The organism is Mycolicibacterium holsaticum DSM 44478 = JCM 12374 (assembly GCF_019645835.1).
In the GTDB taxonomy this organism is placed as follows: Bacteria; Actinomycetota; Actinomycetes; order Mycobacteriales; family Mycobacteriaceae; genus Mycobacterium; species Mycobacterium holsaticum.
Map to the genome: position 1 here is coordinate 3,903,397 of NZ_CP080998.1, position 22,519 is coordinate 3,925,915.

A 22,519-nucleotide genomic window follows, 5' to 3' on the forward strand; every position below is an offset into this window, starting at 1 on the left:
GAAGGAGGCTGATTGGTGGCTGGGCGGATCCGTCGTGCGCGCGAATCCCGGCGAGAACGCCGCGCGTCCAAAGCCGGTGCGCGGCCCGACAATCGGCTCGCAGTAGCCGACGAAGCCTTGCTGGCCGAACATCATGCCGCCGACATGAACGTCATCATCCAGGTCACCTGGGTCTATGAGCACCCGATCGACATCGATGCGCTGCGGCGTTTCCACTATCACCTCGGTCAGGGCCTGCTGGGACGGCGCATCGAGCGTCCGGCGCTCTCGATGGCGCGGCATCGATGGGTTGTCGATCGCGGGCCGTCGGATATCGATATCGCCGAGAACCCCCGTCCCCGAGCTGAACTCAGCGACTGGGTGGATGAACGCTCACAACTTCTCATCGATCCCGAAAATGGGCCGGGCTGGCATCTCGGCGTGGTTCCCCTGACGGACGGTTCGACCGGGATCAGCCTGGTGCTGTCGCACAACCTGATCGACGGCCTCGGTCTCGCCCTGGTGATCGTCGAAGCGGTGCTCGGTAAGACGCGCGACCTTGGCTATCCGCTGCCGCAGTCACGCACCCGGGCGCGCGCCGTGCTTCAAGACGCCCGACAAACGGCGCGGGACCTGCCCGAGCTGGCCCGGGCCCTCACCACCGGCGCACGCCTGGCCCGAGAACAGGCCCGTGCCCAACCCCGTAAGGAGCGTCCGCGGCGGCCGGCACGTACGGTCGCCGTCCGCGGCGACGATGAAATCGTCCTCGTGCCGGCCATCACGATCTACATCGATCTGGACGACTGGGACGCCTGCGCGGCGCGACTCGGCGGAGCGAGTCACACGATGGCCGCCGCGTTTGCCGCGAAGTTCGGGGAGCGGATCGGACGACGACGCGCCGATGACGGTGCGGTGACGCTGCAAATCCCGATCAGCGACCGCACCGAGGAAGATACCCGCGCGATGGCGCTGTCGTATGCACGTGTCACCGTCGACCCGACCCCGGTGACGACGGACCTGAGCGATATCCGGGCCACCATCAAACAGACGCTGCGGACGTTGAAGGAGACGCCCGACAAGTCCAAGCAGTTGCTGTGGTTGCCCTCGTTCACGCCGGACCGGGCGTTAAAGCGGATGGTCGCCAGGATGCCCGCCGATCCCGATCAACCGGTGTTCTGTTCCTACCTGGGCGATCTGCACTCGCTGATCGGCTGCCCAGCAGGCACGGTCGCCGAGTACGAGAACGCCCGAGGAACCGGGCAGCGCGAAAGTCGGCGGTTCCTCGAACAGATCGGTGGCCGGATGATCATCTTGTCGGGGCGCATCAACGGCAAGATCTTCATCAGCGTCGGCGCCTATCAACCCGGCGGGGAGAACACCAAACCCGCGTTGCGTGAACTAGCCAAGCGCACGATGGCCGACTTCGGGCTGACCGGCCACATCGACTAACCCGGAGACTAACCCGGAGACTAACCCGGAGACTAACTCGGAACGGGCGGAGCCACAGGAGGCCGCCGCCCGTTCCGGTCAATCACTGTCAGAAGTTATTGCAGGTGCGGAAGGCGCCTTCGATCGCCGGGAGGTACGGCTGCATCTGCGGCGCGGACACCACATGCTGTGCCGTCTTCGCCCGCTGCTCCGGCCCAGCGGCGAGGAACTCGTTCAGACCCCGCTGCACGATCGGCGTCTTGTTGAACGCCGCGGCGACCTGCGGGTTCTGCGCCTGAAGCGCCGCAACCAATTGCGGGTAGGTGCACGTGGTGTTGATGGCCGGGCCCAGATCAGGAGCCGCGGAAGCGACGCCGGCCCCGGCACTCAGCGACAGTGCGACACCGCCGACCACAACAGCCAGTTTCGTCATCGACAGTTGGATCATGTACAGAATTCCTCCCTGACAAGTGATCCCCGACCGTACAGACTCTAGTGGCCAACCCGGGATCTCCCCAAACTTTTTGGGAACGGGCTACCCGACCGGTAAGCCCGTTACCCCTATATCGCCGGCTCCTCGATAAGCGTTAGCTGACCGAGGCACTTTGGTCTCGGGAGCGAAGGCGCCGGGCCGCGGCGACAGGCCGTGGGTGCACCCGCAGCGGCCACCAGAACCACCGGCCCAACAGCGCGGCGATCGACGGCGTCATGAACGCACGCACCACCAACGTGTCGAACAACAGCCCCATGCCGATCGTCGACCCCACCTGCCCGATGATGCGCAGGTCGCTGACCACCATCGACAACATGGTGAAGGCGAACACCAGGCCCGCGGCCGTCACCACCTTGCCGCTGCCGCCCATGGCCCGGATGATGCCGGTGTTCAACCCGGCACCTATCTCCTCTTTCATCCGCGACACCAGCAGCAGGTTGTAGTCCGAACCGACCGCCAACAAGATGATCACCGACATCGCCAGCACCAGCCAGTGCAACTCGATACCGAGGATGTGCTGCCAGATCAGCACCGAGAGCCCGAATGCCGCACCCAGCGAAAGCGCCACCGTGCCAACGATCACCAGCGCGGCGACGAAACTTCGCGTGATGATCAGCATGATGGAAAAGATCAGGCACATCGCCGCGGTCGCCGCAATGAGAAGGTCGTAGGCAGACCCGTCTCGGAGATCTTTGAATGTGGGCGCCGCCCCGGCGAGATGGATCTGGGCGTGCTCGAGCGGGGTGACCTTGAGGGCCTCCTGGGCTGCGGTTCGCACCGCGTCGACCCGCGAGATGCCCTCGGGTGTCCCCGGATCGTCACGATGCGTGATGATCAGGCGCAGCGCCTTTCCGTCCGGTGAGAAGAACAGGTCCATGGCGCGTTTGAAGTCCTCGTTCTCGAAGACTTCGGGCGGCAGATAGAACGAGTCGTCGTTTTGGGCGGCGTCGTACGCCTTACCCAGCGCCGTGGCGTCATGAATCGAGTCGTCGATCAGCGCGAACATGCCCGACATGGTGCTGTACATCGTCTGCATCATCGTCCGCATCGCCTTCATGGTGGCGATCATCGGCGGGAACTGCGTGATCAGGTCCTGCTGGAGAAGGTCGAGCTTGTCGACGTGCTCGAGGATCTGGTGCATTTGAACGCTGATCTGGTCGGTGCCGTCGAGCCCCTCGAAGACGGACCGCAACGCCCAGCAGACGGGAATGTTGTAGCAGTGCGGTTCCCAGAACAGATAGTTGCGGATGGGCCGGAAGAAGTCGTCGAAATTGGCGATATTGTCGCGCAACTCATCGGTGACCACTGATATTTCCTTGTTCATCAGTGTCGTTTGATGAGTGATGTCGCTGATCTGCGTCATCAGAGAATACGTGCGCTCCATTTGGCTGATCATTTTGTTCATGTTCTCGACCTGATCGAGCATCCCGTCGATGCGTTCCTTCCCGAACGGAAGGATCTGCATCATGCCGGCGCTTTGCAGGCTGATCTGAAACGGAATCGACGTGCGCTCGATCGGGGTTCCCTCGGGCCGGGTTATCGTCTGCACCGACGCGATGCCGGGAACGGCGAAGATGCTCTTGGCGAGTTTGTGCAGCACCACGAAATCGGTCGGATTGCGCATGTCATGGTCGGCCTCGAGGATGAGGATGTCCGGCATCATTCGCGACTCGGGGAAGTGTCGCTCGGCGGCCGCATATCCCTCGTTTGCCGGAATGTCCTGCGGCACGTACAGCCGGTCGTCGTAGCTGGTTTTGTAACCCGGCAGCGCCAACAGTCCGATGAGCGCGACCGCGCAGGATGCGATGAGAACGGGCCCGGGCCATCGAACGATCGCGGTGCCCAACCGTCGCCATCGGCGCACCATGACCTTCCGCTTGGGCTCGAACAGCCCGAACCGGCTTCCGACCGAGATGACGGCCGGGATCAACGTGAGCGCCACCGCGACCGCGACGACCATGCCCACCGCGGAAGGTATGCCCATGGTCTGGAAATACGGCAGCCGGGTGAAGCTGAGACAGAAAATCGCTCCGGCGATCGTCAAACCGGAGGCCAGGACCACCTTCGCGACGCTGCGATACGTGGTGTAGAGCGCCGTTTCCCGGTCCTCGCCGGCTTGGCGCGCCTCGTGATAGCGGCCGGTGAAGAATATGCCGTAATCGGTTCCGACCGCGATGCCCAGCGATACCAGCAGGTTCACCGCAAAGGTCGAAAGCCCGAGGACTTCGTTATCGCCGAGAAATGCGACCACTCCCCTGGCCGCCTGCACCTGGATTCCGACCATGAGCAGCAAGAGGATGACGGTGATGACCGAGCGGTACACGAAAAGCAACATCGTGAAGATCACCGCGAGCGTCACCATGGTGATCGTGATGATCGACTTGTCACCGGCGTGGTTCATGTCCGCGATCAGCGGCGCGGGCCCCGTGACGTAGGCGCGGACCCCCGGCGGCGCGGGCGTCCGTTCGACGATGTCGCGGATGGCTTCCACGGACTCGTTGGACAGGGCTTCGCCTTGGTTACCGGCGAGGTTCAACTGGACGTAGGCGCCCATACTGTCGGAGCTCTCTACCCCCGCCGCGGTGAGCGGATCCCCCCAGTAGTCCTGGACATGCTGGACATGCCTGGGGTCGTCGCGCAGCTGACGAATCAATTCGTCGTAGTAGAGGTGTGCGTCCGCACCGAGCGGCCGGTCGCCCTCGATGATGATCATCGCCATGCTGTCGGAATCGGATTCCTGGAAAACCTCACCCATGCGCTGCATCGCGCGGAACGACGGTGCGTCCTTGGGGATCACCGACACGGAGCTGTCCCGACCGACCTGTTCCAGCGACGGGATGAGGAAGGTCGCGATGGCGACGAGGATCAACCACCCGATGATGATCGGTACCGAAAACCGGTAGATGGTGCGAGCCACGAACGGGCGGCGGTCGTCGACTTTCTGGTCGCTCATGCGGCCTTCAACGAAGCCGAGGTAAACGCGTTCATTGCGGTCAGCGCTCATCCTTCTGCAGCAGGGAACGCACCAGCGGACGCGGTCCCCTTGTGCGCCGTGCCGCCGAAGCTGGCCGTGGATGCACCTGTAGCGGCCACCAGAACCACCGGCCCAGCAGCGCGGCGATCGACGGCGTCATGAACGCGCGAACCACCAACGTGTCGAACAACAGCCCGACGCCGATCGTCGACCCCAGCTGCCCGATGGTCTGCAGGTCGCTGACCACCATCGACAACATGGTGAAGGCGAACACCAGGCCCGCGGCCGTCACCACCTTGCCGCTGCCGCCCATGGCCCGGATGATGCCGGTGTTCAACCCGGCACCTATCTCCTCTTTCATCCGCGACACCAGCAGCAGGTTGTAGTCCGAGCCGACCGCCAACAAGATGATCACCGACATCGCCAGCACCACCCAGTTCAGTGGTATGCCGAGGATGTGTTGCCAGATCAGCACCGAGAGCCCGAATGCCGCACCCAGCGAAAGCGCCACCGTGCCAACGATCACCAGCGCGGCGATGAAACTTCGCGTGATGATCAGCATGATGCAGAAGATCAGGCAGAGCGCGGCGGTCGCCGCGATCAAAAGGTCGTACGTCGAGCCTTCGACGATGTCCTTGACCGATGCCGCGGTGCCGGTCAGATAGATGTCGGCACTTTGCAGCGGGGTTCCCTTGAGCGCCTCCTGCGCCGCGGTGAGGATCGGATCGACCCGCGACATGCCCTCCGTCGTCGCGGGGTCGCCCCGCTGAGAGATGAGCATGCGAGCCGCCTTGCCGTCCGGGGACAGAAAGACATTCATCACCCGTTTGAAATCCTCGTTGTCGAAGACTTCCGGCGGCAGATAGAACGAGTCGTCGTTCTTGGCGGCGTTGAACGCCTTGCCCATGGCGGTGGCGTTGTCGTTCGTCTCCTCCATCTGGGCGAGGATGCCGGACATGGTGCTGTGCATCGTCAGCATCATTTCCCGCGTCGAGCGCATGGTCTCGATCATCACCGGGAACTGCTCGGCCATCTGCGGCAGGATTTTGTCCAGCCGATCGAGGTTGTCGACCAGCCCGCGCAGCTTCGCGGTGATTTGGTCGACACCGTCGAGGGTGTCGAAAACGGATCTCACCGCGAAGCACAGCGGAATGTTGTAGCAGTGCGGTTCCCAGTACAGATAATTTCGAATTGGCCTGAAGAAGTCGTCGAAATTCGCGACGTTATCGCGCAGTTGGTTGGTGATGTCTTCCAGCTCATGCGTTTTCGCGACCATGTCATGGGTGGTGCTGACCATTTCTTCGGTCAGCGCCTGCATGCGCTTCATGATGGCGATCGTCTCGAGCATGTCGTCGGCCTGGACCAGCAGGTCATCCATCCGCGCCTTCTGGAACGGCAACAACTGTGATTGGCTCGCGCTGCTCATGCTGAGCATGAACGGAATCGTGGTGTTGTTCAGCGGCTCGCCCCCTGGCCGGGTCACCGCTTGTACCCGGGACACACCTTCCACGCCTTGCACGGCTTTGGCCAGTTTGTTCAGGACCAAAAAGTCCGCCGAGTTACGCATGTCGTGGTCGGCCTCGATCAGCAGAATGTCGGGGGCCATCATCAGCGACTGCGGGAAATGTCGTTCCGCGGCTGCGTATCCCACGCTGGCGGGGATGTCTTTCGGAAGATATGCCTGGTCGTTGTAGCTGGCCTGATATCCCGGCAGTGCCAGCAGGCCGATGAGCGAGACCGCGAGCGTTGCGGCCAGGATGGGCGCCGGCCACCGAACCACCGCGGTACCGACCCGCCGCCAACGACGGGTCGCGAGTTTTCGTTTCGGCTCGAAGAGCCCGATTCGGCTTCCTGCGGCGATAACGGCCGGAACCAGCGTCACCGCCACCAGAACGGCGATGACCATACCCACAGCGGTGGGGACGCCAAGCGTCTGGTAAACGGGCAGCCTGGTGAAGCGCAGGCACAAGACCGCGCCGGCGATCGTGAAGCCGGACGCCAATACCACCTTGGCGACGCTGTGATAGGTGGTGTAGAAGGCGGTTTCCCGATCCTCGCCGGCTTGACGTGCCTCCTGATATCGGCCGGTGAAAAATATGCCGTAATCGGTGCCTGCCGCGATCGCGAGCGGTACCAGCAGGTTGACGACAAACGTGGTGATGCCAATGACTTCCAGATCACCGAGGAATGCGACCGTACCCCTGGCGATGATCAGTTCGACGACGACGATCAACAGCAGCAGAACGACGGTGATGACCGAGCGGTAGACCAGCAGCAGCATCGTGAAGATCACCGCGAAACTCAACGATGTCACGAGCAGCACCGTCCGGTTGCCCGCCGGACCCAGGTCGGCGGCGAACGCCGCGGGGCCGGTGACAAACGCCTCCACCCCGTTCGGCGGTGGCGTGCGGTCCACGATGTCGCGGATGGCCCGCAGGGATTCGTTCACCGTGACGCCGTCGCGGTTGGCGGCGAGGTTCACCTGGACATAGGCGGCCTTACCGTCGGCACTCTGGGCGGCGCCCTGGGTGATCGGATCGCCCCAGAAGTCCTGAACGTGCTGCACATGTGTCGTGTCATCGCGCAGCGCCTTGACCAGCTCGTCGTAGTACGCATGGGTGTCGTCGCCGAGGGGCTGCTGACCCTCGAAAACGATCATCGCCACGGCACCGGAGTTGGCTTCGTCGAACACCGCGCCCATGCGCTGCATCGCCTGGAACGACGGCGCGGCGGTCGGGCTCATCTCGACCGGATGCTGCTTCTCGACCATCTCCAGCGAGGGGACCCCCATGGTGAGGAGCACAGCGACCGCCAACCACCCGAGAATGATCGGCACCGAGAAGCGGTGGACCAGTTTTGCCACGAACGGCGGACGTTTGGCCGTGCGCAACGGCTCCGTCTTGGGATCGCTGGGGTGCGTCATGCGGCCTTCAGCACGCAGAAGGTGAACGCGCTGACTCCGTGCCGGACTCGTTCGGCTTCGACCTTGTCGCCCACCGTGATGCGGCACCCGATGGTGTCACCCGTTCCCTGCGCAGAGATGCTTCCCATCGCCGTCGCCTCCGTGATCGGGAAATCCAGCGTCCACGGCAGCGGGGCCCCTTCGATCCGCTGTGGGTCGGCGTTGTCGTCGAAGTAGCTGATGTCCGCTACAGACCCCGGTGGGCCGAATATCTCGTAGGTCAGGTGCTTGGGATTGTGGGGTCGGCGCTGCTCAGTTTCCGTGCTGGCATACGTCGGCCGATGCTCGTTGCCGAAGACGTTATGTAACCGCGACACGGTAAAGCCACCGGCGACGGCCACTATCGCGATGACGAGCGGAATCCACAGCCGCCTCAGAATCCTGAAAATGTCAGATCCCTTCTGTTCTCAGTCCTGGTGCCATGCGGCCGCTCGGTCGTTCATGCAACTACACACTTGGTGCGACACGCCAAACGGCGCTACCTAGAACGCGGAGTCGCGCAGGTGAGCCGTGTGGCGGTCACCGCAAATGCGCGGCGCCTCCGGGTGCGCGACTCGGTCCCGGAGAGTGTTCCATGTCGGTGCCTCCGAAATCCGGTCATGCCCGACGCGATCGTAATGCATACCTCCTGCGTGTTACCCCCGGTCCGGATATTCTCTCAGCACATCCGCAAATTATGTCGTTGGTGCTCTGATTTGGCGTCACCGCTCTTTGGAATGCGCCCGCGCCGAAGCGACAAACGCCACCAGCCGCGACGATCTCATCGCGCTCGGGACGCGCGATGTGCCCGTTGCAAACGGTCGGCGCCAACGCACCCTTTCGTTCTCGGGACTGGCCGGCCGTCCTGTGTGTTCGATTGCGGGAAATGAGTATTCGCTCGCAATACGTGTCGCCCCGGCCCGTGGCGCCCCCTGGGCGTCCCGGCCGCACACACCGTTTCCGTCCTGGAGTTTTCGGCACCCGACTCTTAACCTCCGGCGTTATCGGCCCGGATTCTTCGGTCGGCGATGCCGAATAGCGGCGGCACGGGAATTGCGCCGCATGGATCTGCTTCTGGCAACGGCGAGTAGGTTGCCGCGCGGAAGGGTGGACCGCCCAGACTGGTCGACGCGCGGCCCACGCGCTGGCGTCGGGTGCGGCGATACGCCAACCGACCGGATCGACGAATCCAGCAATGACCGGATACGCGGGCTCGGCTCACCCGAATCGGCCGAAAAACATGTCTCGGGACATCGGTAGTCGATGTCCCGAGACATGATCTTTGGTAGCGGGGACAGGATTTGAACCTGCGACCTCTGGGTTATGAGCCCAGCGAGCTACCGAGCTGCTCCACCCCGCGTCGGGTAAGGGCAAGGTTACCCAAGCGACCGTGCACCGCCAAATCGTGCGGTCAATGTGGTCGGTGAATCCGCTCACGGCTGAACGCGCGACGAGCGTGCGCGGACTCGCGCCAAGGCACGGCGTGTCGACCGCTGGGCACACCGCGAAGCGTGGGGAACACGCACGCTCGCGGGAAGGGTGGGGTGCTAGCTGGTCGTCTGGTACTTGCTCACCGCGTCGTCGAGGCGTTGCAGCGCCTCGCCGAACTCACCGAAGTTGCCGCTCTGCTGTGCCTGACGCAGCGCATCAAGGGCGGTGTTGACCTCCTGCAGCGCAGCGGCTTTGGCCGCCGACAGCTGCGTGGGTACACCCGGTGACGCCGCTGCGGGCGGCGCGGGGGCTTGGGGGGCCCGGCCCTGCTGGTCGGCAGGAGGCGCGGCGGTCGGCGGCTCCCCGTCGGCGGGCGTCGCCGCGGGTGGCGTACCACCCGGCAGCGTCGGCGCCGGCCCGGTGGCCGTCGCATCGGCACCCGGCCCGAACAGTTCGGTGAGCGCGTCGCGCACCGTGGGGCCGTAACCGACCTTGTCGTTGTACATCATCGCCACGCGGATCAGGCGCGGGTACGACGACGCGGCGTCACTGCTGCCCGGCGATGCGTACACCGGCGCGACGTAGAGCAGCCCGCCCTGGACCAACGGCAGCGTGAGCAGGTTGCCCCACCGGATGCGGTTCTGGTTGTCGCGACCGATGACGCCGAGGTCCTGGCTCACCGCGGTGTCGGTGCTGATCGCGTTGAACGCCAGCTTGGGACCGTTCACCTGGCCGGGGATCGTCAGCACCGTGAGCTTGCCGTAGGTGTCGGGATCCGAACTGGCGCTGATGTAGGCGGCCAGGAAGTCACGACGGAAACGGTTCATCGCGGTCGTCAGCTGGAACGACGCAGTGCTGTCGTTGTCCGCGAGGTCCCTTGCCACGATGTAGTACGGCGGCTGGAAGCTGCTTGCGGTCGGGTTCGGGTCCAACGGCACGTCCCAGAAATCCGACGTGGAGAAGAACGTGACCGGATCGTCGACGTGGTATTTCGCCAGCAGCGCGCGCTGCACCTTGAACAGGTCTTCGGGGTAGCGCAGGTGCTGCTCGAGCTCGTCTGAGATGTCGCCCTTGGGCTTAACGGTGTTCGGGAACACCTTCATCCACGCCTGCAGCACCGGGTCCTGCTCATCCTGTGCGTACAGCGTCACGGTGCCGTCGTAGGCGTCGACGGTCGCCTTGACCGAGTTGCGGATGTAGGACACCTGCTTGTCGGGTGGCAACCGGTTGAAGGTCACCTCGTTGGAATCCGCGGTGGCGCTCGAGAGCACCGTGGATTCCGAATACGGATAGTTGTCCAGCGTGGTGTAGCCGTCCACGATCCACACCATGCGCTTGTTGACGATCGCGGGGTACACGCTGGTATCGGTGGTCAGCCATGGCGCCACCGCCTCCACCCGGTCGGCGGGGTCGCGGTTGAACAGGATCTTGCTGTTCTCACCGATCACGTTGGAAAACAGGAAGTTTCGTTCGGCGAACTTGGCCGCGAACAGCGAACGGGCCAGCCAGTTGCCGACCGGGACACCGCCGCTGCCGGTGTAGGTGTAGTTGCGCGTCTCGGTGCTGGTCTCGAAGTCGTACTCACGTGGCGCGCCGTTCTCCCCGACGATCGCGTAGTCGGCGGGCGTGTTGGCGATCACCGGGCCGAAGTAGATACGCGGTTGGTCCAGCGGCGCAGGACCCTGGTTGATGTTCCCGTCCGGGCCGACCGCGTTGACCAGAAACTCCGGATATCCGCCGTTCTGGTTGGGGTCGTTGGCGATGCCGCGCACGGTGTTTGCCGGTGAGGCGATGAAGCCGTTGCCGTGGGTGTAAACCGAGTGCCGGTTGATCCAGTCGCGCTGGTTGTCGATCAGCCTGTCCGGGTTCAGTTCCCGCGCCGCCACCACGTAGTCACGCAGGTTGCCGTCGGGTCCGGTGTAGCGGTCCATCGACAGCTGATCGGGGAAGTAATAGAAGTTCTTGCCCTGCTGGAACTGGGTGAACGCGGGGCTGACGATGGTGGGATCGAGCAGCCGGATGTTCGATGTGGTCGCCCGGTCGGCGGCCACCTGCTGGGCCGTCGCCTGCGCGTCGCCGCTGTAGTTGCGGTAGGTGACCACCTCGTCGGTCAGGCCGTAGGCCTGCCTGGTGGCAACGATACTTCGGCTGATGTATTCGCTTTCCTTTTGCGCCGCATTGGGTTTGACGCTGAACTGCTCCACGATCAGCGGCCAGCCCGCGCCGACGATCAGCGAAGACAGCAGCAGAAGCACCACGCCGATGGCCGGAATGCGCAAGTCGCGCAGCACGATCGCCGAGAACACCGCCGCGGCGCAGATCACCGCGATCGCCATCAGGATCAGCTTCGCGGGCAGCACCGCGTTGATGTCGGTGTAGCCGGCCCCGGTGAACGGTTTCGCCGCCCTGGTGTGGCTCAACAGCTCGTAGCGGTCGATCCAGTACGCGAGCGCCTTCAGCAGCATCAGGATGCCGACTAGTGAGATCAGCTGGATCCGGGCCGAGCGGCTGAGCGCGCCGGTACGGCCCGACAGCCGGATACCGCCGAACAGGTAATGGCCCAGCAGGTTGGCGATGAACGCCAGGAACGCCGCGACGAACAGGTAGTTCAGAACCAGCCGGTAGAACGGCAGGTCGAAGGCGTAGAAACCCAGATCCTTACCGAACTGCGGATCGGTGACGCCGAAATCGCCGCCGTGCAGGAACAGCTGCACCGTCTCCCACTGCCCGAGGGCGAAGAGCCCGGCGAACAACCCGATGATCGCGGGCACGCCGATGCCGACCAGCTTCAGCCGTGTCATCACCGCGGTGCGGTAGCGGGCCACCGGATCGTTGGGTCCGTCGGTGGGCACGAACACCGGTCTGGTGCGGTACGCCAACGCCAGCCCGGCGAACACGATCGCCCCGATCAGCAGGGTCACCACCAGGAACAAGACGATCTGGGTGAACAGCACCGTCGTGAACACCGAGCGGTAGCCGAGCTCACCGAACCACAGCCAGTCGACGTAGGTGTCGATCAGCCGCGGGCCGATCAGCAGTAGCAGGACGACGGCCACCCCGACCGCGATGAGAATCCGGCTACGTCGTGTCAGCGTTGGCATCCTTGCCGCCGCGGGCCGCATACCCACTCGTCAACTCCAGTCTTGCCGATTTCTCACGTCGCCACCCGACGTGGGAACAACTGTACGCAAGCGCGTAGCGCCCAAGATTCAACAGTGCGGACGTTCGCCATCGGCGGAAAGGGACTCCAAGGCGTCCACCGCCGTCGTGAGGGTGTCGACCTTGAGCAGTTCCAGACCGTCCTGGGGTACCGACTTGGCTTCCTCGCAGTTGTCGGCGGGCACCAGAAAGACCGTCGCGCCCGCGTCCCGGGCGGCCAGCATCTTGTGGGTGATGCCGCCGATCGCTCCGACATGGCCGTCGCCGGTGATGGTCCCCGTCCCCGCGACGAACTGGCCGTCGTTGAGCTCTCCGGGGGTGAGCTTATCGACGACGGCGAGGCTGAAGATCAACCCCGCCGACGGGCCGCCGATATTGGCCAGGTTGAAGTCGATGGAAAACGGCGCCCACGGCGCGTCGAGGACGCCGATCCCGAGGTAGCCCTGCTCCCCCTCGGGATGCTTGCCCATGGTGATGGTGGCGGCGCCGGGCGGGGCGTCCTTGCGCCGGTAGTCCAGTGTGACGGTGTCGCCGGGCTTGGTTTGTTTGATCAGCGCCTGGAACTGTTCGAGGTTGGCCACCGGCTTGCCGTTGACGCCGTCGATCGCGTCGCCGTCGTGCAGCTTGCCCGCCGACGGCCCGGGGTCGTTGACGTTTTCCACCGTGACGGCCATCGGATAGTCCAGGTAGAGCAGCGCGGCGTATTCGGCACTGCGCTCGGAGCGACGGAAGTCGGTGGTGTTGGCCTCGTTGATCTCTTCTCGCGTCTTGTCGGGCGGATAGACCAGCTCGCGCGGCACCAACTGCTCACGCCCCGACAGCCACAGCACCAGTGCCTGCCCCAGGGTCAGGCCGTCACGCTGGGACACGGTGGTCATGTTCAGGTGTCCGGCAGTGGGATAGACGTCGGTGCCTTCGATGTCGACGACCTCCTGCCCGTCGACCTCGCCCAGGGTGTTGAACGTCGGGCCCGGTCCGAGCGACACGAATGGCACCACCACCAGCGACACCAGCACCCCGAACGCCAAGATCGGGACGAGGGCGACGAGCAACGTCAGAATCCGCCTGTTCACGCCGCCCAATCTAAAGGTTGCGGTGTGGGTGTCCTGGACCGTGACCGCCAACGCGAGATCTGCAGCGGCGGTGTTCGCTCTGCGCGTGACGTGCCCGGCGACACGATCAGGTGCTGGTGAGTACGGTTGAGGACATGGCTGACCCGCCTTTTGGCTTCTCTGCCGGGGACGACCCGGAGCGCGACAAGCGCAAGAACGACCCCGACGCCGGCGGCGCCGGCGACCCGTTCGGGTTCGGCGGGTCGGAGTTCGACATGTCGCAGCTCGGCCAGATCTTCACCCGGCTCGGCGAGATGTTCAGCGGTGCGGGCGGCGCGATGGCCGGCGGCAAGACGTCGGGTCCGGTGAACTACGACCTGGCCCGGCAGCTGGCGTCCAGCCAGATCGGGTTCGTCGCGCCGGTTCCCGAAGCGACCAGCGCCGCGGTGCGCGACGCGGTGCACCTCGCCGAGACTTGGCTCGACGGTGCGACCGCGCTGCCGGCAGGCACCAGCACCGCGGTGGCGTGGACACCCACCGACTGGATTGACAACACGCTCGGCACGTGGAAACGGCTGTGCGATCCGGTGGCCGAGCAGATCTCCACCGTGTGGGCGTCGGCGTTGCCTGAGGAAGCCAGGAGCATGGCCGGCCCGCTGCTGTCGATGATGGCCCAGATGGGCGGTATGGCGTTCGGTTCACAACTGGGTCAGGCGCTGGGCAAGCTGTCGCGAGAAGTGTTGACCTCCACCGATATCGGGCTGCCGCTGGGACCCAAGGGGGTCGCCGCGCTGATGCCGGACGCGGTCGAGTCGCTGACCGAGGGTCTCGAACAGTCGCGCAGCGAGGTGATGACTTTCCTCGCCGCGCGTGAGGCCGCACATCATCGCCTGTTCGTCCACGTGCCGTGGTTGTCCAGCCAGCTGCTCAACACCGTCGAGGCGTTCGCCAGGGGCATGAAGATCGACATGAGCGGCATCGAGGAGGCCGCGCAGGGCTTCAACCCGGCATCGTTGACCGACCCGACACAGCTGGAACAGCTGCTCAACCAGGGCATCTTCGAGCCGAAGGCGACGCCGGAGCAGACGGCGGCGCTGACGCGGCTGGAAACGCTGCTGGCGCTGATCGAGGGCTGGGTGGAGACGGTCGTCGCCGACGCGTTGGGCGACCGGCTGCCCGGTACGTCAGCGCTCTCCGAGATGCTGCGCAGACGCCGCGCCACCGGCGGCCCCGCCGAGCAGACCTTCGCCACCCTGGTCGGACTGGAGTTGCGTCCCCGCAAGCTGCGGGAGGCCGCAGCGCTGTGGCGGCGGCTGGCCGAGGCGGTCGGCGCCGACGCCCGCGATGCGGTGTGGCAGCACCCGGACCTCCTGCCCAATGCCGAGGACCTCGACGAACCGGCCGGTTTCATCGACCGCATCATCGGCGGCGACACCAGCGGCATGGACAGTGCCATCGCAGAAGCGATCGCCGACATGGAAAACCGCTCTGAGGACGAGGGCGACGAACCCACCGGCTGAGGCTGTGGATAACCCGCACGGCGATTGCCGCGCTACGTGGCAAGGTTTGTCGCATGAGTCGCTACGCGCTCAACCCGGCGACGCCGATCTTGCTGCGCCCCGACGGGCTGGTGCAGGTGGGTTGGGATCCGCGCCGCGCGGTCGTGGTGCGTCCGCCGTCGGGCATGGGCGCGGCCGCGCTCGCGCAGCTGTTGCGGCGGCTGCAGTCGGGTGCCACCCTGGCCGAAGTCCAGTGTCACGCCGACGGTGTCGAACCGGCAGGCATCATCGATCTGGTCACGTCGTTGGTCGACGCCGGTGTCGTGACCCGCACACCGCGCCGACGTCCCCGTGCGGCGTCGGTGCGTATCCACGGCAGCGGGCCCCTTTCGGATCTGCTGTCCGGGGCGTTGGCGTGTTCGGGTGCCCGGGTCACCCGCAGCTCACGTAGCAGTGCCGGTGCGCCGTCCGAGCCGACCGACCTGGTGGTGCTCTGCGACTACCTGGTGGCCGACCCGCGCGTGGTGCGTGATCTGCACGCCGCGGGGGTCGCGCATCTGCCGGTGCGGATGCGCGACGGCACCGGGCTGGTCGGCCCGCTGGTGATCCCCGGCGTGACGAGCTGCCTGGGTTGCGCCGACCTGCACCGCAGCGACCGCGACGCCGCCTGGCCTGCCGTCGCGGCCCAGCTGCGCGACACCGTCGGCACCGCCGACCGGGCCACCGTGCTGGCGACCGCCGCGCTGGCACTGAACCAAGTGGACCGCGTCATTCGCGCCGTGCGCGAGCAACGCAGCACCGACGAGCCGTTGCCGACGCTGGACACCACGCTGGAGTTCGACGTCAACGTGGGCTCGGTCGTCACCCGTCGCTGGTCACGGCACCCGCGGTGCCAGTGCTGAAAACGTCTGTTGCCAAGTTGTTGCCGTGCGCACAGCGCCGTCAGGGATGATGGTCTGGTGAGTGACATCAAACGGGGCCGCGCGGCTCGTAACGCGAAGCTGGCGAGCCTGCCCGTCGGCATGGCGAGCCGAGCCGCCCTCGGCTTCGGAAAACGATTGACCGGCAAGTCGAAAGACGAGGTCAACGCCGAGCTGATGGACAAAGCCGCCCAGCAGTTGTTCACCGTTCTCGGTGAGCTCAAGGGCGGCGCCATGAAGGTCGGGCAGATGTTGTCGGTGATGGAGGCCGGCGTTCCCGAGCAGTACGGCAAGCCCTACCGCGAAGCGCTGACCAAGCTGCAGCGCGAGGCGCCGCCGCTTCCCGCCGCCAAGGTGCACCGCGTGCTGGACGCGCAGCTGGGCACGAAATGGCGCGAGCGGTTCTCGTCGTTCGACGACACCCCGGTGGCGTCGGCCAGCATCGGGCAGGTGCACAAGGCCGTGTGGTCCGACGGTCGCGAGGTGGCGGTCAAGATCCAGTATCCAGGCGCCGACGAGGCGCTGCGCGCCGACCTGAAGAGCATGCAGCGGATGGTCAAGGTGCTCAAGCAGCTTGCCCCCGGCGCCGACGTGCAGGGCATCGTCGACGAGCTCATCGAACGCACCGAGATGGAACTGGACTACCGGCTGGAGGCCGACAACCAGCGTGCGTTCGCGAAAGCCTATGAGGGACACCCGCATTTCGTCGTCCCGCACATCCTGGCCAGCACACCCAAGGTGGTGATCCAGGAATGGATCGACGGCATCTCGATGTCGGTCATCATCAGGGAGGGTACGCAGGAGCAGCGAGATGTCCTGGGCACCAGGCTTTTTGAGCTCACCTATGATGCGCCGCGGCGCCTGGAGATGATGCACGGCGACGCACATCCGGGCAACTTCATGCTGATGCCCGACGGCAAGATGGGCGTCATCGACTTCGGTGCCGTGGCCCCGATGCCCGGGGGGATCCCGCCCGAACTCGGCATGGCCAGCCGCTTTGCCATCGCCAAGGACTACGACAATCTGCTGCCGGTGATGGAGAAGATCGGGTTCATCCAGAAGGGCGAACAGGTTTCGACCCGAGAACTCGACGAGATGCTGCGGCCCTATGTGGAGCCGCTTCAGGTCGAGGTGTTCCACTACACCCGCAAGTGGTTGCAGAAGATGACCGTCGCCGACATGGACCGGTCGGTGGCTCAGGTCCGCACGGCCCGCCAGATGGACATTCCGGCCGCACTGGCGATTCCGATGCGGGTCATCGCATCCAACATCGCGATCTCCTGCCAGCTGAATGCGCGTATCCCGGCCAGACGGCTTGCCAGCGAACTCATTCCGGGCTTCGCCGACGAAGCCGCCTGAGTCCGCCCAGACTGCGTACAGATCGCGTTCTGCGGCGATTTCGCGATCTGTGCGCAGTTTCGACGTCCACCGACGCGGCGGCGCCTACGCTGCGGCGGGGCTGCCCTCGGTATTCTTGCGCGGCCGGCCGCGCGGGCGCTTGCGCGCGATGACGGTGCCGCGCTCGAAAATCTCGCCGCCCCAAACGCCCCACGGCTCCTGACGTTCCAGCGCTGCGGCCAGGCATTCCCGACGGATTGGGCAATCAGCGCACAGCTGCTTGGCGCATTCGAGGTCGACGGGGTTCTCGGCGAACCACAGGTCGGGGTCGCCGATGTGACAGGGCACCGTCAGCATCGTCTTCTTCCGGCATGTCCGGCTAGACATGTCTGTCCTCTGCTTCCTGGTCGAGGGTTTCGCATCTGTCTTCTGATGGATCTGCGACCAGGTGTTCGGTGTCCTAGCGATTCCCGAAATAAAACTGGCCACGGATCCGGTGACTGCGGTTCCGTGGCCTTTTCGGCGAAATCGTGGCTTTCCTAGATGAAGCCCCAATCCACGGAAGGTGCAGTCGCGGCGGCGGCGGCGGCGCGGCGCTTGCGCTGCGTCGCGGCGGCGGCCATGGGATGCGCCCAGGTGACGGCGACCTGGAGGGTCCGCGACAGGCCGGCAACGCCCGCGACATGGCCTACGCCGGTGAACGCGTTGATGCTCGCCATGATCTCGACACCCTCCTTTCGCACGATGAGTTGCACAACAGGTGTGCGATCTTGAGGTTAAGGGTAACAGCGTGATCGCACAATCAAATTTTTGACCAGCGGTTTTGGCGCGATCTTTACGACGTTTGGCGGCTCTTGACCAGAGCGAGCACATCGGGGCCGTACTGCTCGAGCTTGCGGGCCCCGATGCCGGGAATCGCCACCAGCGCCGTGTCATCGGCAGGCAGCGTCTCGGCGATCGCGATCAACGTGTTGTCGGTGAACACCACGTAGGCGGGCACGTTCATCTCCTTGGAGATACGCAGCCGCCAGTCCTTGAGCTGTCCCAACAACTCCTCGTCGAGGTCTGCCGAGCAGGTTTCGCAGCGCCGCAACATGATCGCGGGCGGGGTGGTCAATGCGCTGTTGCAGACCCGGCAGCGCGGCGTGGCGCCGCGGGACCGGCGCGGCCGCGACGGCGCGGCCTCAGCCGACGACTGCGGCGCGATGCCGTTGAGAAAGCGCGACGGCTTGCGGCTCTGCCGTCCACCAGGGGCACGGGCCAACGCCCAGCTGAGCGCCAGATGTATTCGCGCCCTGGTGATCCCGACGTAGAGAAGCCGACGCTCTTCCTCCACCGGCTCACTGTCGGGACCGTGGGACAGCGCGTGGGAGATCGGCAGGGTGCCGTCGGCCAGTCCAACCAAAAACACCGCGTCCCATTCCAGCCCTTTGGCGGCGTGCAGCGACGCCAGCGTCACGCCCTGCACGACGGGTGGATGCCGGGCGTCGGCGCGCTGGCGCAGTTCGACGATCAGGGTCCGCAGTTCCAGCGACGGGCGTTGGGCGACTTCCTCGTCGACGAGTTCGGCCAGCGCCGTCAGCGCCTCCCACCGCTCACGCGCCTTGGTGCCCGCCGGCGGCTCGGCGCTGAGCCCGAGCGGTTCGAGCAGCGTACGAACGGTTTCCGGCAAGGGGGCCTCGGGTTCGGCCCCGCGTTCGGCCGCGCGCTGCAGCGCCACCAGCGACTGGCGGATCTCCTGGCGGCTGAAGAACCCTTCGCCGCCGCGCACCTGGAACGGGATTCCGGCCTCGGTCAACGCTTCCTCGTACACCTCGGACTGGGCGTTGATGCGGTACAGCACCGCGATCTCGGCCGCTTGGGTGCCCGACTCGATGAGCCGCTTGATGCCCTTGGCCACGGCGGCGGCCTCGGCGACCTCATCGGGATGTTCGGCGAACGTCGGCTTGGGTCCCGGGGCGCGCTGGCCGACGAGATGCAGCTTACTGCCGGCCATCCGGCCGCGGGCGCCGGCGATGACCCGGTTGGCCAGCGACACCACCTGCGGCGTGGAGCGGTAGTCGCGCTCCAGCCGGACCACCGCCGCGTCGGGGAAGCGCCGGGAGAAGTCGAGCAGATAGCGCGGTGTGGCGCCGGTGAACGAGTAGATGGTCTGGTTGGCGTCGCCGACGACGGTGAGGTCGTCGCGTTCGCCGAGCCACGCGTCGAGCACCCGTTGCTGCAGGGGCGTGACGTCCTGGTACTCGTCGACGACGAAACAGCGGTACCGGTCGCGGAACTCCTGGGCCACCGCGGCGTCGTTCTCGATCGCCGCCGCGGTGTGCAGCAGCAGGTCATCGAAATCCAGCAGCGCGGTTCCGTCGCGGCGCGCCTTGAGCGTCTCGTAGCCGGCGTAGATGGTCGCGATCTTCTCCGCGTCGAACGGGATGTCGCGTCCTGCCGTCGCAACGGCCGCGGCGTAACCCTCCGGGCTGATCAAAGAGCCTTTGGCCCACTCGATTTCACTGGCCAGGTCGCGTACGTCATCGGTGCTGGTCTGCAGGCCCGCGCGGTTGGCGGCCTGGGCGACGACCGAGAACTTGGTGTCAAGCAGCTGCCAGGACGTGTTGCCGACCACCCGCGGCCAGAAGTAGGACAGCTGACGGCGGGCCGCGGCGTGAAACGTCATCGCCTGCACGGACTCGGCGGAGATGTCGGCCCAATTGGCGCTCAGGGCGCGCAACCGGGCGCGCATCTCCCCCGCCGCCCGCTGCGTGAACGTCACCGCCAACACTTGCGAGGCGGCGACGTGGCCGCCCGCGACGAGGTGGGCGATGCGCCGGGTGATGGTGCGGGTCTTGCCGGTGCCCGCACCGGCCAGCACGCACACCGGGCCGCGCGGGGCCAGCACGGCCTCGCGCTGCTCCTCGTCGAGGTCGTCGACCACGCGCAGCGAATCGACCTCTACCGACATGCGGTCCATCTTGGCAGGGCGCGGTGACAAAACCCGGGACGGCGGCGGGCATGTTGGGCGCATCGACTACGTTGAAGGCGTTATGAGCGCTGCAGCAAATCCTCAGGTGACCATGTACACCACGTCGTGGTGCGGCTACTGCTTTCGGCTGAAGAAGGTTCTGCAGGCCGAGGGCATCGAGTTCGCCGAGGTCGACATCGAGGCCGATCCTGAGTCGGCGCAGTTCGTGGCGTCGGTCAACGGGGGCAACCAGACCGTGCCGACGCTGAGGTTCCCCGACGGGTCCACGCTGACCAACCCGAGCGCCAAGGACGTCAAGGCCAAGCTGGCGGGCTAATCGTCCGCGGCCCAGGATTCGATGATCTCCCTGGCGATCGAGATCGACCCCGGCAGGAGCAGCCGCGACGACGAGTCGCTACTCCAGTCGCCCGCGTCGAGAGCTTCGCGTACCTGCGCGCGGGTGAACCAGGCCGCCTCGGCGATCTCGCCGTCGTTGAACGAGAACTCCTGTTCGGGGTCGCCGACCGCGTGGAAGCCGACCATCAACGACCGCGGGAACGGCCACGGCTGGCTGCCGAGGTATTGCACATCCGTCACGGTCAAGCCGATTTCCTCGGAGATCTCGCGCACCACGCACGACTCGAACGATTCGCCGGCCTCCACGAACCCGGCCAGCAGCGAGAACAGCCGTTGCGGCCACACCGTCTGGCGGGCCAGCACCGCGCGGTCGTGGCCGTCGTGCACCAGGCAGATCACCGCGGGGTCGATGCGGGGAAACTCCTCGTATCCGTTGACCGGGTCGACCCGTGACCAGCCGGCCTTGGCCGGTCGGGTCGGCGACCCGTCCTTTGCGCTGAACTGGGCGCTGTCGTGCCAGTTCAGCAGCGCGGTGGCCGTGGCCACCAGCTGCGCGCTGACGTCGTCGAAGATCTGTCCGCCGCGGCGCAGGTCGAGCACCTCGGTCTCGGCGTCGGGATCCTCGGGTCCCTCCAGCGCGGCCCGGATCGCCCACACGTGTCTGCCGTCGTTGAGCCGGCCGAGGAAGACGGCGTTCTCCGGCGGCCGGTCGCCCAGGGTGGCGGTGTTTCCCAGCAGCACCCGCCCGCCGGAGATGAGTACCTGGTTGCGGCGGTCGATCCGCAGCAGTGCCGCGTCGGCCCAGCCGGCGATGGCGGCGTCGACGTCGGTGCGCAGCGCGTCGGAGCGATCGGCGCCGACGCGGGACAGCAGCGGGGTGTGGCGAAGCTGAAATCCGTGGGCCGTCATCGGTCGGTCTCCGCGTTGCGGATGTAGAGCAGCCGGTCGCCGAGCTCGAGGGCATCGACCTCCGGGTTGTCGACGCGCACCAGCTTGTTGTTGCGCACGACGCCCAGGACGAGGTCGCTCTGGTGCCGTGGTGAGCCGCCGACCTCCTTGGGGGTGACCTCGCGTTCGGAGATCGCAAAGCCGCGGTCGGGGGTGAGCAGGTCCTCCATCATCTCCACCACACTGGGCGTCTGCACGGCGACACCCAGCAGCCGGCCCGCGGTCTCGGCAGTCACCACCGTGGAGTCCGCACCGGACTGCTTGAGCAGATGCTCATTATCGGTTTCCCGCACGGCGGCAATGATCTTGGCCTTGGGCGCCAACTCGCGTGCGGTGAGCGTGACAAGCGCCGCACTCGGGTCGCTGTTGGTCGCGACGATGATCGCCCTCGCGTGCTGCGCGCTGGCCAGCCGCAGCACTTCGGAGTCGGTGGCGTTGCCGCGCACGGTGACCAGCCCGGCGCTCTTGGCGCGTTCCAGCGCGGTGGGATCCTCGTCGACGACGACGATGTCGGCAGGCGCCACCTCGTCGCCGACCATGGCGGCGGCTGCGGTCCTTCCTTTCGTGCCGTAGCCGACGATCACGATGTGGTTGCGCACTTTGTTCCTCCATCGCTGGATTTGGTAGACCTGCCGCGACTGCGTGGTGAGCGTTTCGACCGTCGTACCGATCAGCACGATCAGGAACGCCACCCGCAACGGGGTGATCACCAGGACGTTGACCAACCGGGCCCCGGCCGTGACGGGCGTGATGTCGCCGTATCCGGTGGTCGACAGCGACACCGTCGCGTAGTACAGGCAGTCCAGGAACGACAGCCGGTCGCCGGTGACGTCGCGGTAGCCGTCGCGGTCGACGTACACGATCAGCACCGCCGCGAAGAGGGCCAGGGTGGCGTAGATGACCCGCACGGTGATGCGCCGCGCCGGGCTCACCGGGTCGGTCGGGATCTGCACCCTGTCGGTGAGGGCGTGCACCGGCCGATCGGCCAGCGAGTCGTCGAACCTGCGGAGCCGACGCCGCAGACTGCCTTCAGCCACGGAAACCGGT

General features: G+C 65.8%; 16 protein-coding genes and 1 tRNA gene. 5 read left to right on the plus strand and 12 right to left on the minus strand.

Annotation, left to right across the window (positions count from 1 at the left end):
* The first annotated feature begins 15 nt into the window (after positions 1-15).
* A complete protein-coding gene (locus K3U96_RS18780; protein WP_220690720.1) occupies positions 16-1,428 on the plus strand; it encodes a condensation domain-containing protein in 1,413 nt (470 codons plus the stop codon).
* An 88-nt stretch (positions 1,429-1,516) separates the two neighbouring features.
* Here the strand turns inward: K3U96_RS18780 and K3U96_RS18785 are convergent, their stop codons facing one another.
* From K3U96_RS18785 to K3U96_RS18815, 7 genes are all read right to left on the minus strand, one after another.
* The gene (locus tag K3U96_RS18785; protein ID WP_069403952.1) at positions 1,517-1,855 is read right to left on the minus strand and encodes a hemophore-related protein; all 339 of its coding nucleotides are present in this window, start codon (positions 1,853-1,855) and stop codon (positions 1,517-1,519) included.
* 139 nt (positions 1,856-1,994) lie between these two features.
* Entirely contained in the window at positions 1,995-4,853 is a 2,859-nt protein-coding gene (locus K3U96_RS18790) for an MMPL/RND family transporter (RefSeq protein ID WP_069403953.1), read from the minus strand.
* 40 nt (positions 4,854-4,893) lie between these two features.
* Positions 4,894-7,797 carry an MMPL/RND family transporter gene (locus K3U96_RS18795; RefSeq protein WP_069403954.1) on the minus strand — a complete coding sequence of 968 codons (2,904 nt, stop codon included), beginning with the start codon at positions 7,795-7,797 and terminating at the stop codon, positions 4,894-4,896.
* Positions 7,794-8,216 (minus strand): MmpS family transport accessory protein, encoded by a 423-nt coding sequence (locus K3U96_RS18800; protein ID WP_230982533.1) that lies wholly within the window; start codon positions 8,214-8,216, stop codon positions 7,794-7,796. Before K3U96_RS18800 ends, K3U96_RS18795 begins: the two co-directional genes overlap by 4 nt.
* An 882-nt stretch (positions 8,217-9,098) precedes the next feature.
* Positions 9,099-9,175: transfer RNA gene (locus tag K3U96_RS18805), tRNA-Met, on the minus strand.
* 187 nt (positions 9,176-9,362) lie between these two features.
* The gene (locus K3U96_RS18810; RefSeq protein WP_220690721.1) at positions 9,363-12,374 is read right to left on the minus strand and encodes a UPF0182 family protein; all 3,012 of its coding nucleotides are present in this window, start codon (positions 12,372-12,374) and stop codon (positions 9,363-9,365) included.
* 81 nt (positions 12,375-12,455) lie between these two features.
* Positions 12,456-13,478, minus strand: a complete 1,023-nt coding sequence (locus K3U96_RS18815) for a YlbL family protein (RefSeq protein ID WP_069403957.1) — start codon at positions 13,476-13,478, stop codon at positions 12,456-12,458.
* Positions 13,479-13,612: 134 nt separating this feature from the next.
* Here K3U96_RS18815 and K3U96_RS18820 point away from each other — a divergent pair, with 134 nt between their 5' ends.
* Genes K3U96_RS18820 through K3U96_RS18830 form a run of 3 tightly spaced genes read left to right on the plus strand, consistent with a single transcriptional unit; the run spans position 13,613 to position 17,235 of the window.
* A complete protein-coding gene (locus tag K3U96_RS18820) occupies positions 13,613-14,977 on the plus strand; it encodes a zinc-dependent metalloprotease (protein WP_069403958.1) in 1,365 nt (454 codons plus the stop codon).
* Positions 14,978-15,030: 53 nt separating this feature from the next.
* A complete protein-coding gene (locus K3U96_RS18825) occupies positions 15,031-15,858 on the plus strand; it encodes a cyclodehydratase (RefSeq protein ID WP_220690722.1) in 828 nt (275 codons plus the stop codon).
* Between the two features lie 57 nt (positions 15,859-15,915).
* Entirely contained in the window at positions 15,916-17,235 is a 1,320-nt protein-coding gene (locus tag K3U96_RS18830; protein ID WP_069403960.1) for a macrolide-binding ATPase MABP-1, read from the plus strand.
* An 84-nt stretch (positions 17,236-17,319) separates the two neighbouring features.
* Here the strand turns inward: K3U96_RS18830 and K3U96_RS18835 are convergent, their stop codons facing one another.
* From K3U96_RS18835 to K3U96_RS18845, 3 genes are all read right to left on the minus strand, one after another.
* On the minus strand, positions 17,320-17,601 hold the full coding sequence (locus K3U96_RS18835) for a WhiB family transcriptional regulator (RefSeq protein ID WP_220690723.1): 282 nt from the start codon (positions 17,599-17,601) through the stop codon (positions 17,320-17,322).
* 152 nt (positions 17,602-17,753) lie between these two features.
* Positions 17,754-17,969: a hypothetical protein gene (locus K3U96_RS18840; RefSeq protein WP_220690724.1), complete on the minus strand. Its 216-nt coding sequence runs from the start codon at positions 17,967-17,969 to the stop codon at positions 17,754-17,756.
* Positions 17,970-18,049: 80 nt separating this feature from the next.
* Complete coding sequence (locus K3U96_RS18845; RefSeq protein WP_220690725.1) at positions 18,050-20,176, minus strand: ATP-dependent DNA helicase UvrD2; 2,127 nt, start codon at positions 20,174-20,176, stop codon at positions 18,050-18,052.
* Positions 20,177-20,249: 73 nt separating this feature from the next.
* Between K3U96_RS18845 and K3U96_RS18850 the strand changes: the two genes are divergently transcribed.
* Positions 20,250-20,504, plus strand: a complete 255-nt coding sequence (locus tag K3U96_RS18850; RefSeq protein WP_069403963.1) for a mycoredoxin — start codon at positions 20,250-20,252, stop codon at positions 20,502-20,504.
* On the opposite strand, the gene nudC is transcribed toward K3U96_RS18850, so the two are convergent.
* Both nudC and K3U96_RS18860 read right to left on the minus strand, forming a co-directional pair.
* Positions 20,501-21,433, minus strand: a complete 933-nt coding sequence (gene nudC, locus K3U96_RS18855; RefSeq protein WP_220690726.1) for an NAD(+) diphosphatase — start codon at positions 21,431-21,433, stop codon at positions 20,501-20,503. The two genes, K3U96_RS18850 and nudC, sit on opposite strands and share 4 nt — an antisense overlap.
* Positions 21,430-22,509 (minus strand): potassium channel family protein, encoded by a 1,080-nt coding sequence (locus K3U96_RS18860; RefSeq protein ID WP_220690727.1) that lies wholly within the window; start codon positions 22,507-22,509, stop codon positions 21,430-21,432. The genes nudC and K3U96_RS18860 overlap by 4 nt, the downstream gene beginning before the upstream one ends.
* Between the last annotated feature and the right edge of the window lie 10 nt (positions 22,510-22,519).

Coding starts and splice junctions, on each gene's coding strand:
- nudC (WP_220690726.1), bottom strand. CDS start 21,433: ATGACGGCCCACGGATTTCAGCTTCGCCACACCCCGCTGCTGTCCCGC.
- K3U96_RS18820 (WP_069403958.1), top strand. CDS start 13,613: ATGGCTGACCCGCCTTTTGGCTTCTCTGCCGGGGACGACCCGGAGCGC.
- K3U96_RS18845 (WP_220690725.1), bottom strand. CDS start 20,176: ATGGACCGCATGTCGGTAGAGGTCGATTCGCTGCGCGTGGTCGACGAC.
- K3U96_RS18835 (WP_220690723.1), bottom strand. CDS start 17,601: ATGTCTAGCCGGACATGCCGGAAGAAGACGATGCTGACGGTGCCCTGT.
- K3U96_RS18790 (WP_069403953.1), bottom strand. CDS start 4,853: ATGAGCGACCAGAAAGTCGACGACCGCCGCCCGTTCGTGGCTCGCACC.
- K3U96_RS18825 (WP_220690722.1), top strand. CDS start 15,031: ATGAGTCGCTACGCGCTCAACCCGGCGACGCCGATCTTGCTGCGCCCC.
- K3U96_RS18850 (WP_069403963.1), top strand. CDS start 20,250: ATGAGCGCTGCAGCAAATCCTCAGGTGACCATGTACACCACGTCGTGG.
- K3U96_RS18795 (WP_069403954.1), bottom strand. CDS start 7,797: ATGACGCACCCCAGCGATCCCAAGACGGAGCCGTTGCGCACGGCCAAA.
- K3U96_RS18785 (WP_069403952.1), bottom strand. CDS start 1,855: ATGATCCAACTGTCGATGACGAAACTGGCTGTTGTGGTCGGCGGTGTC.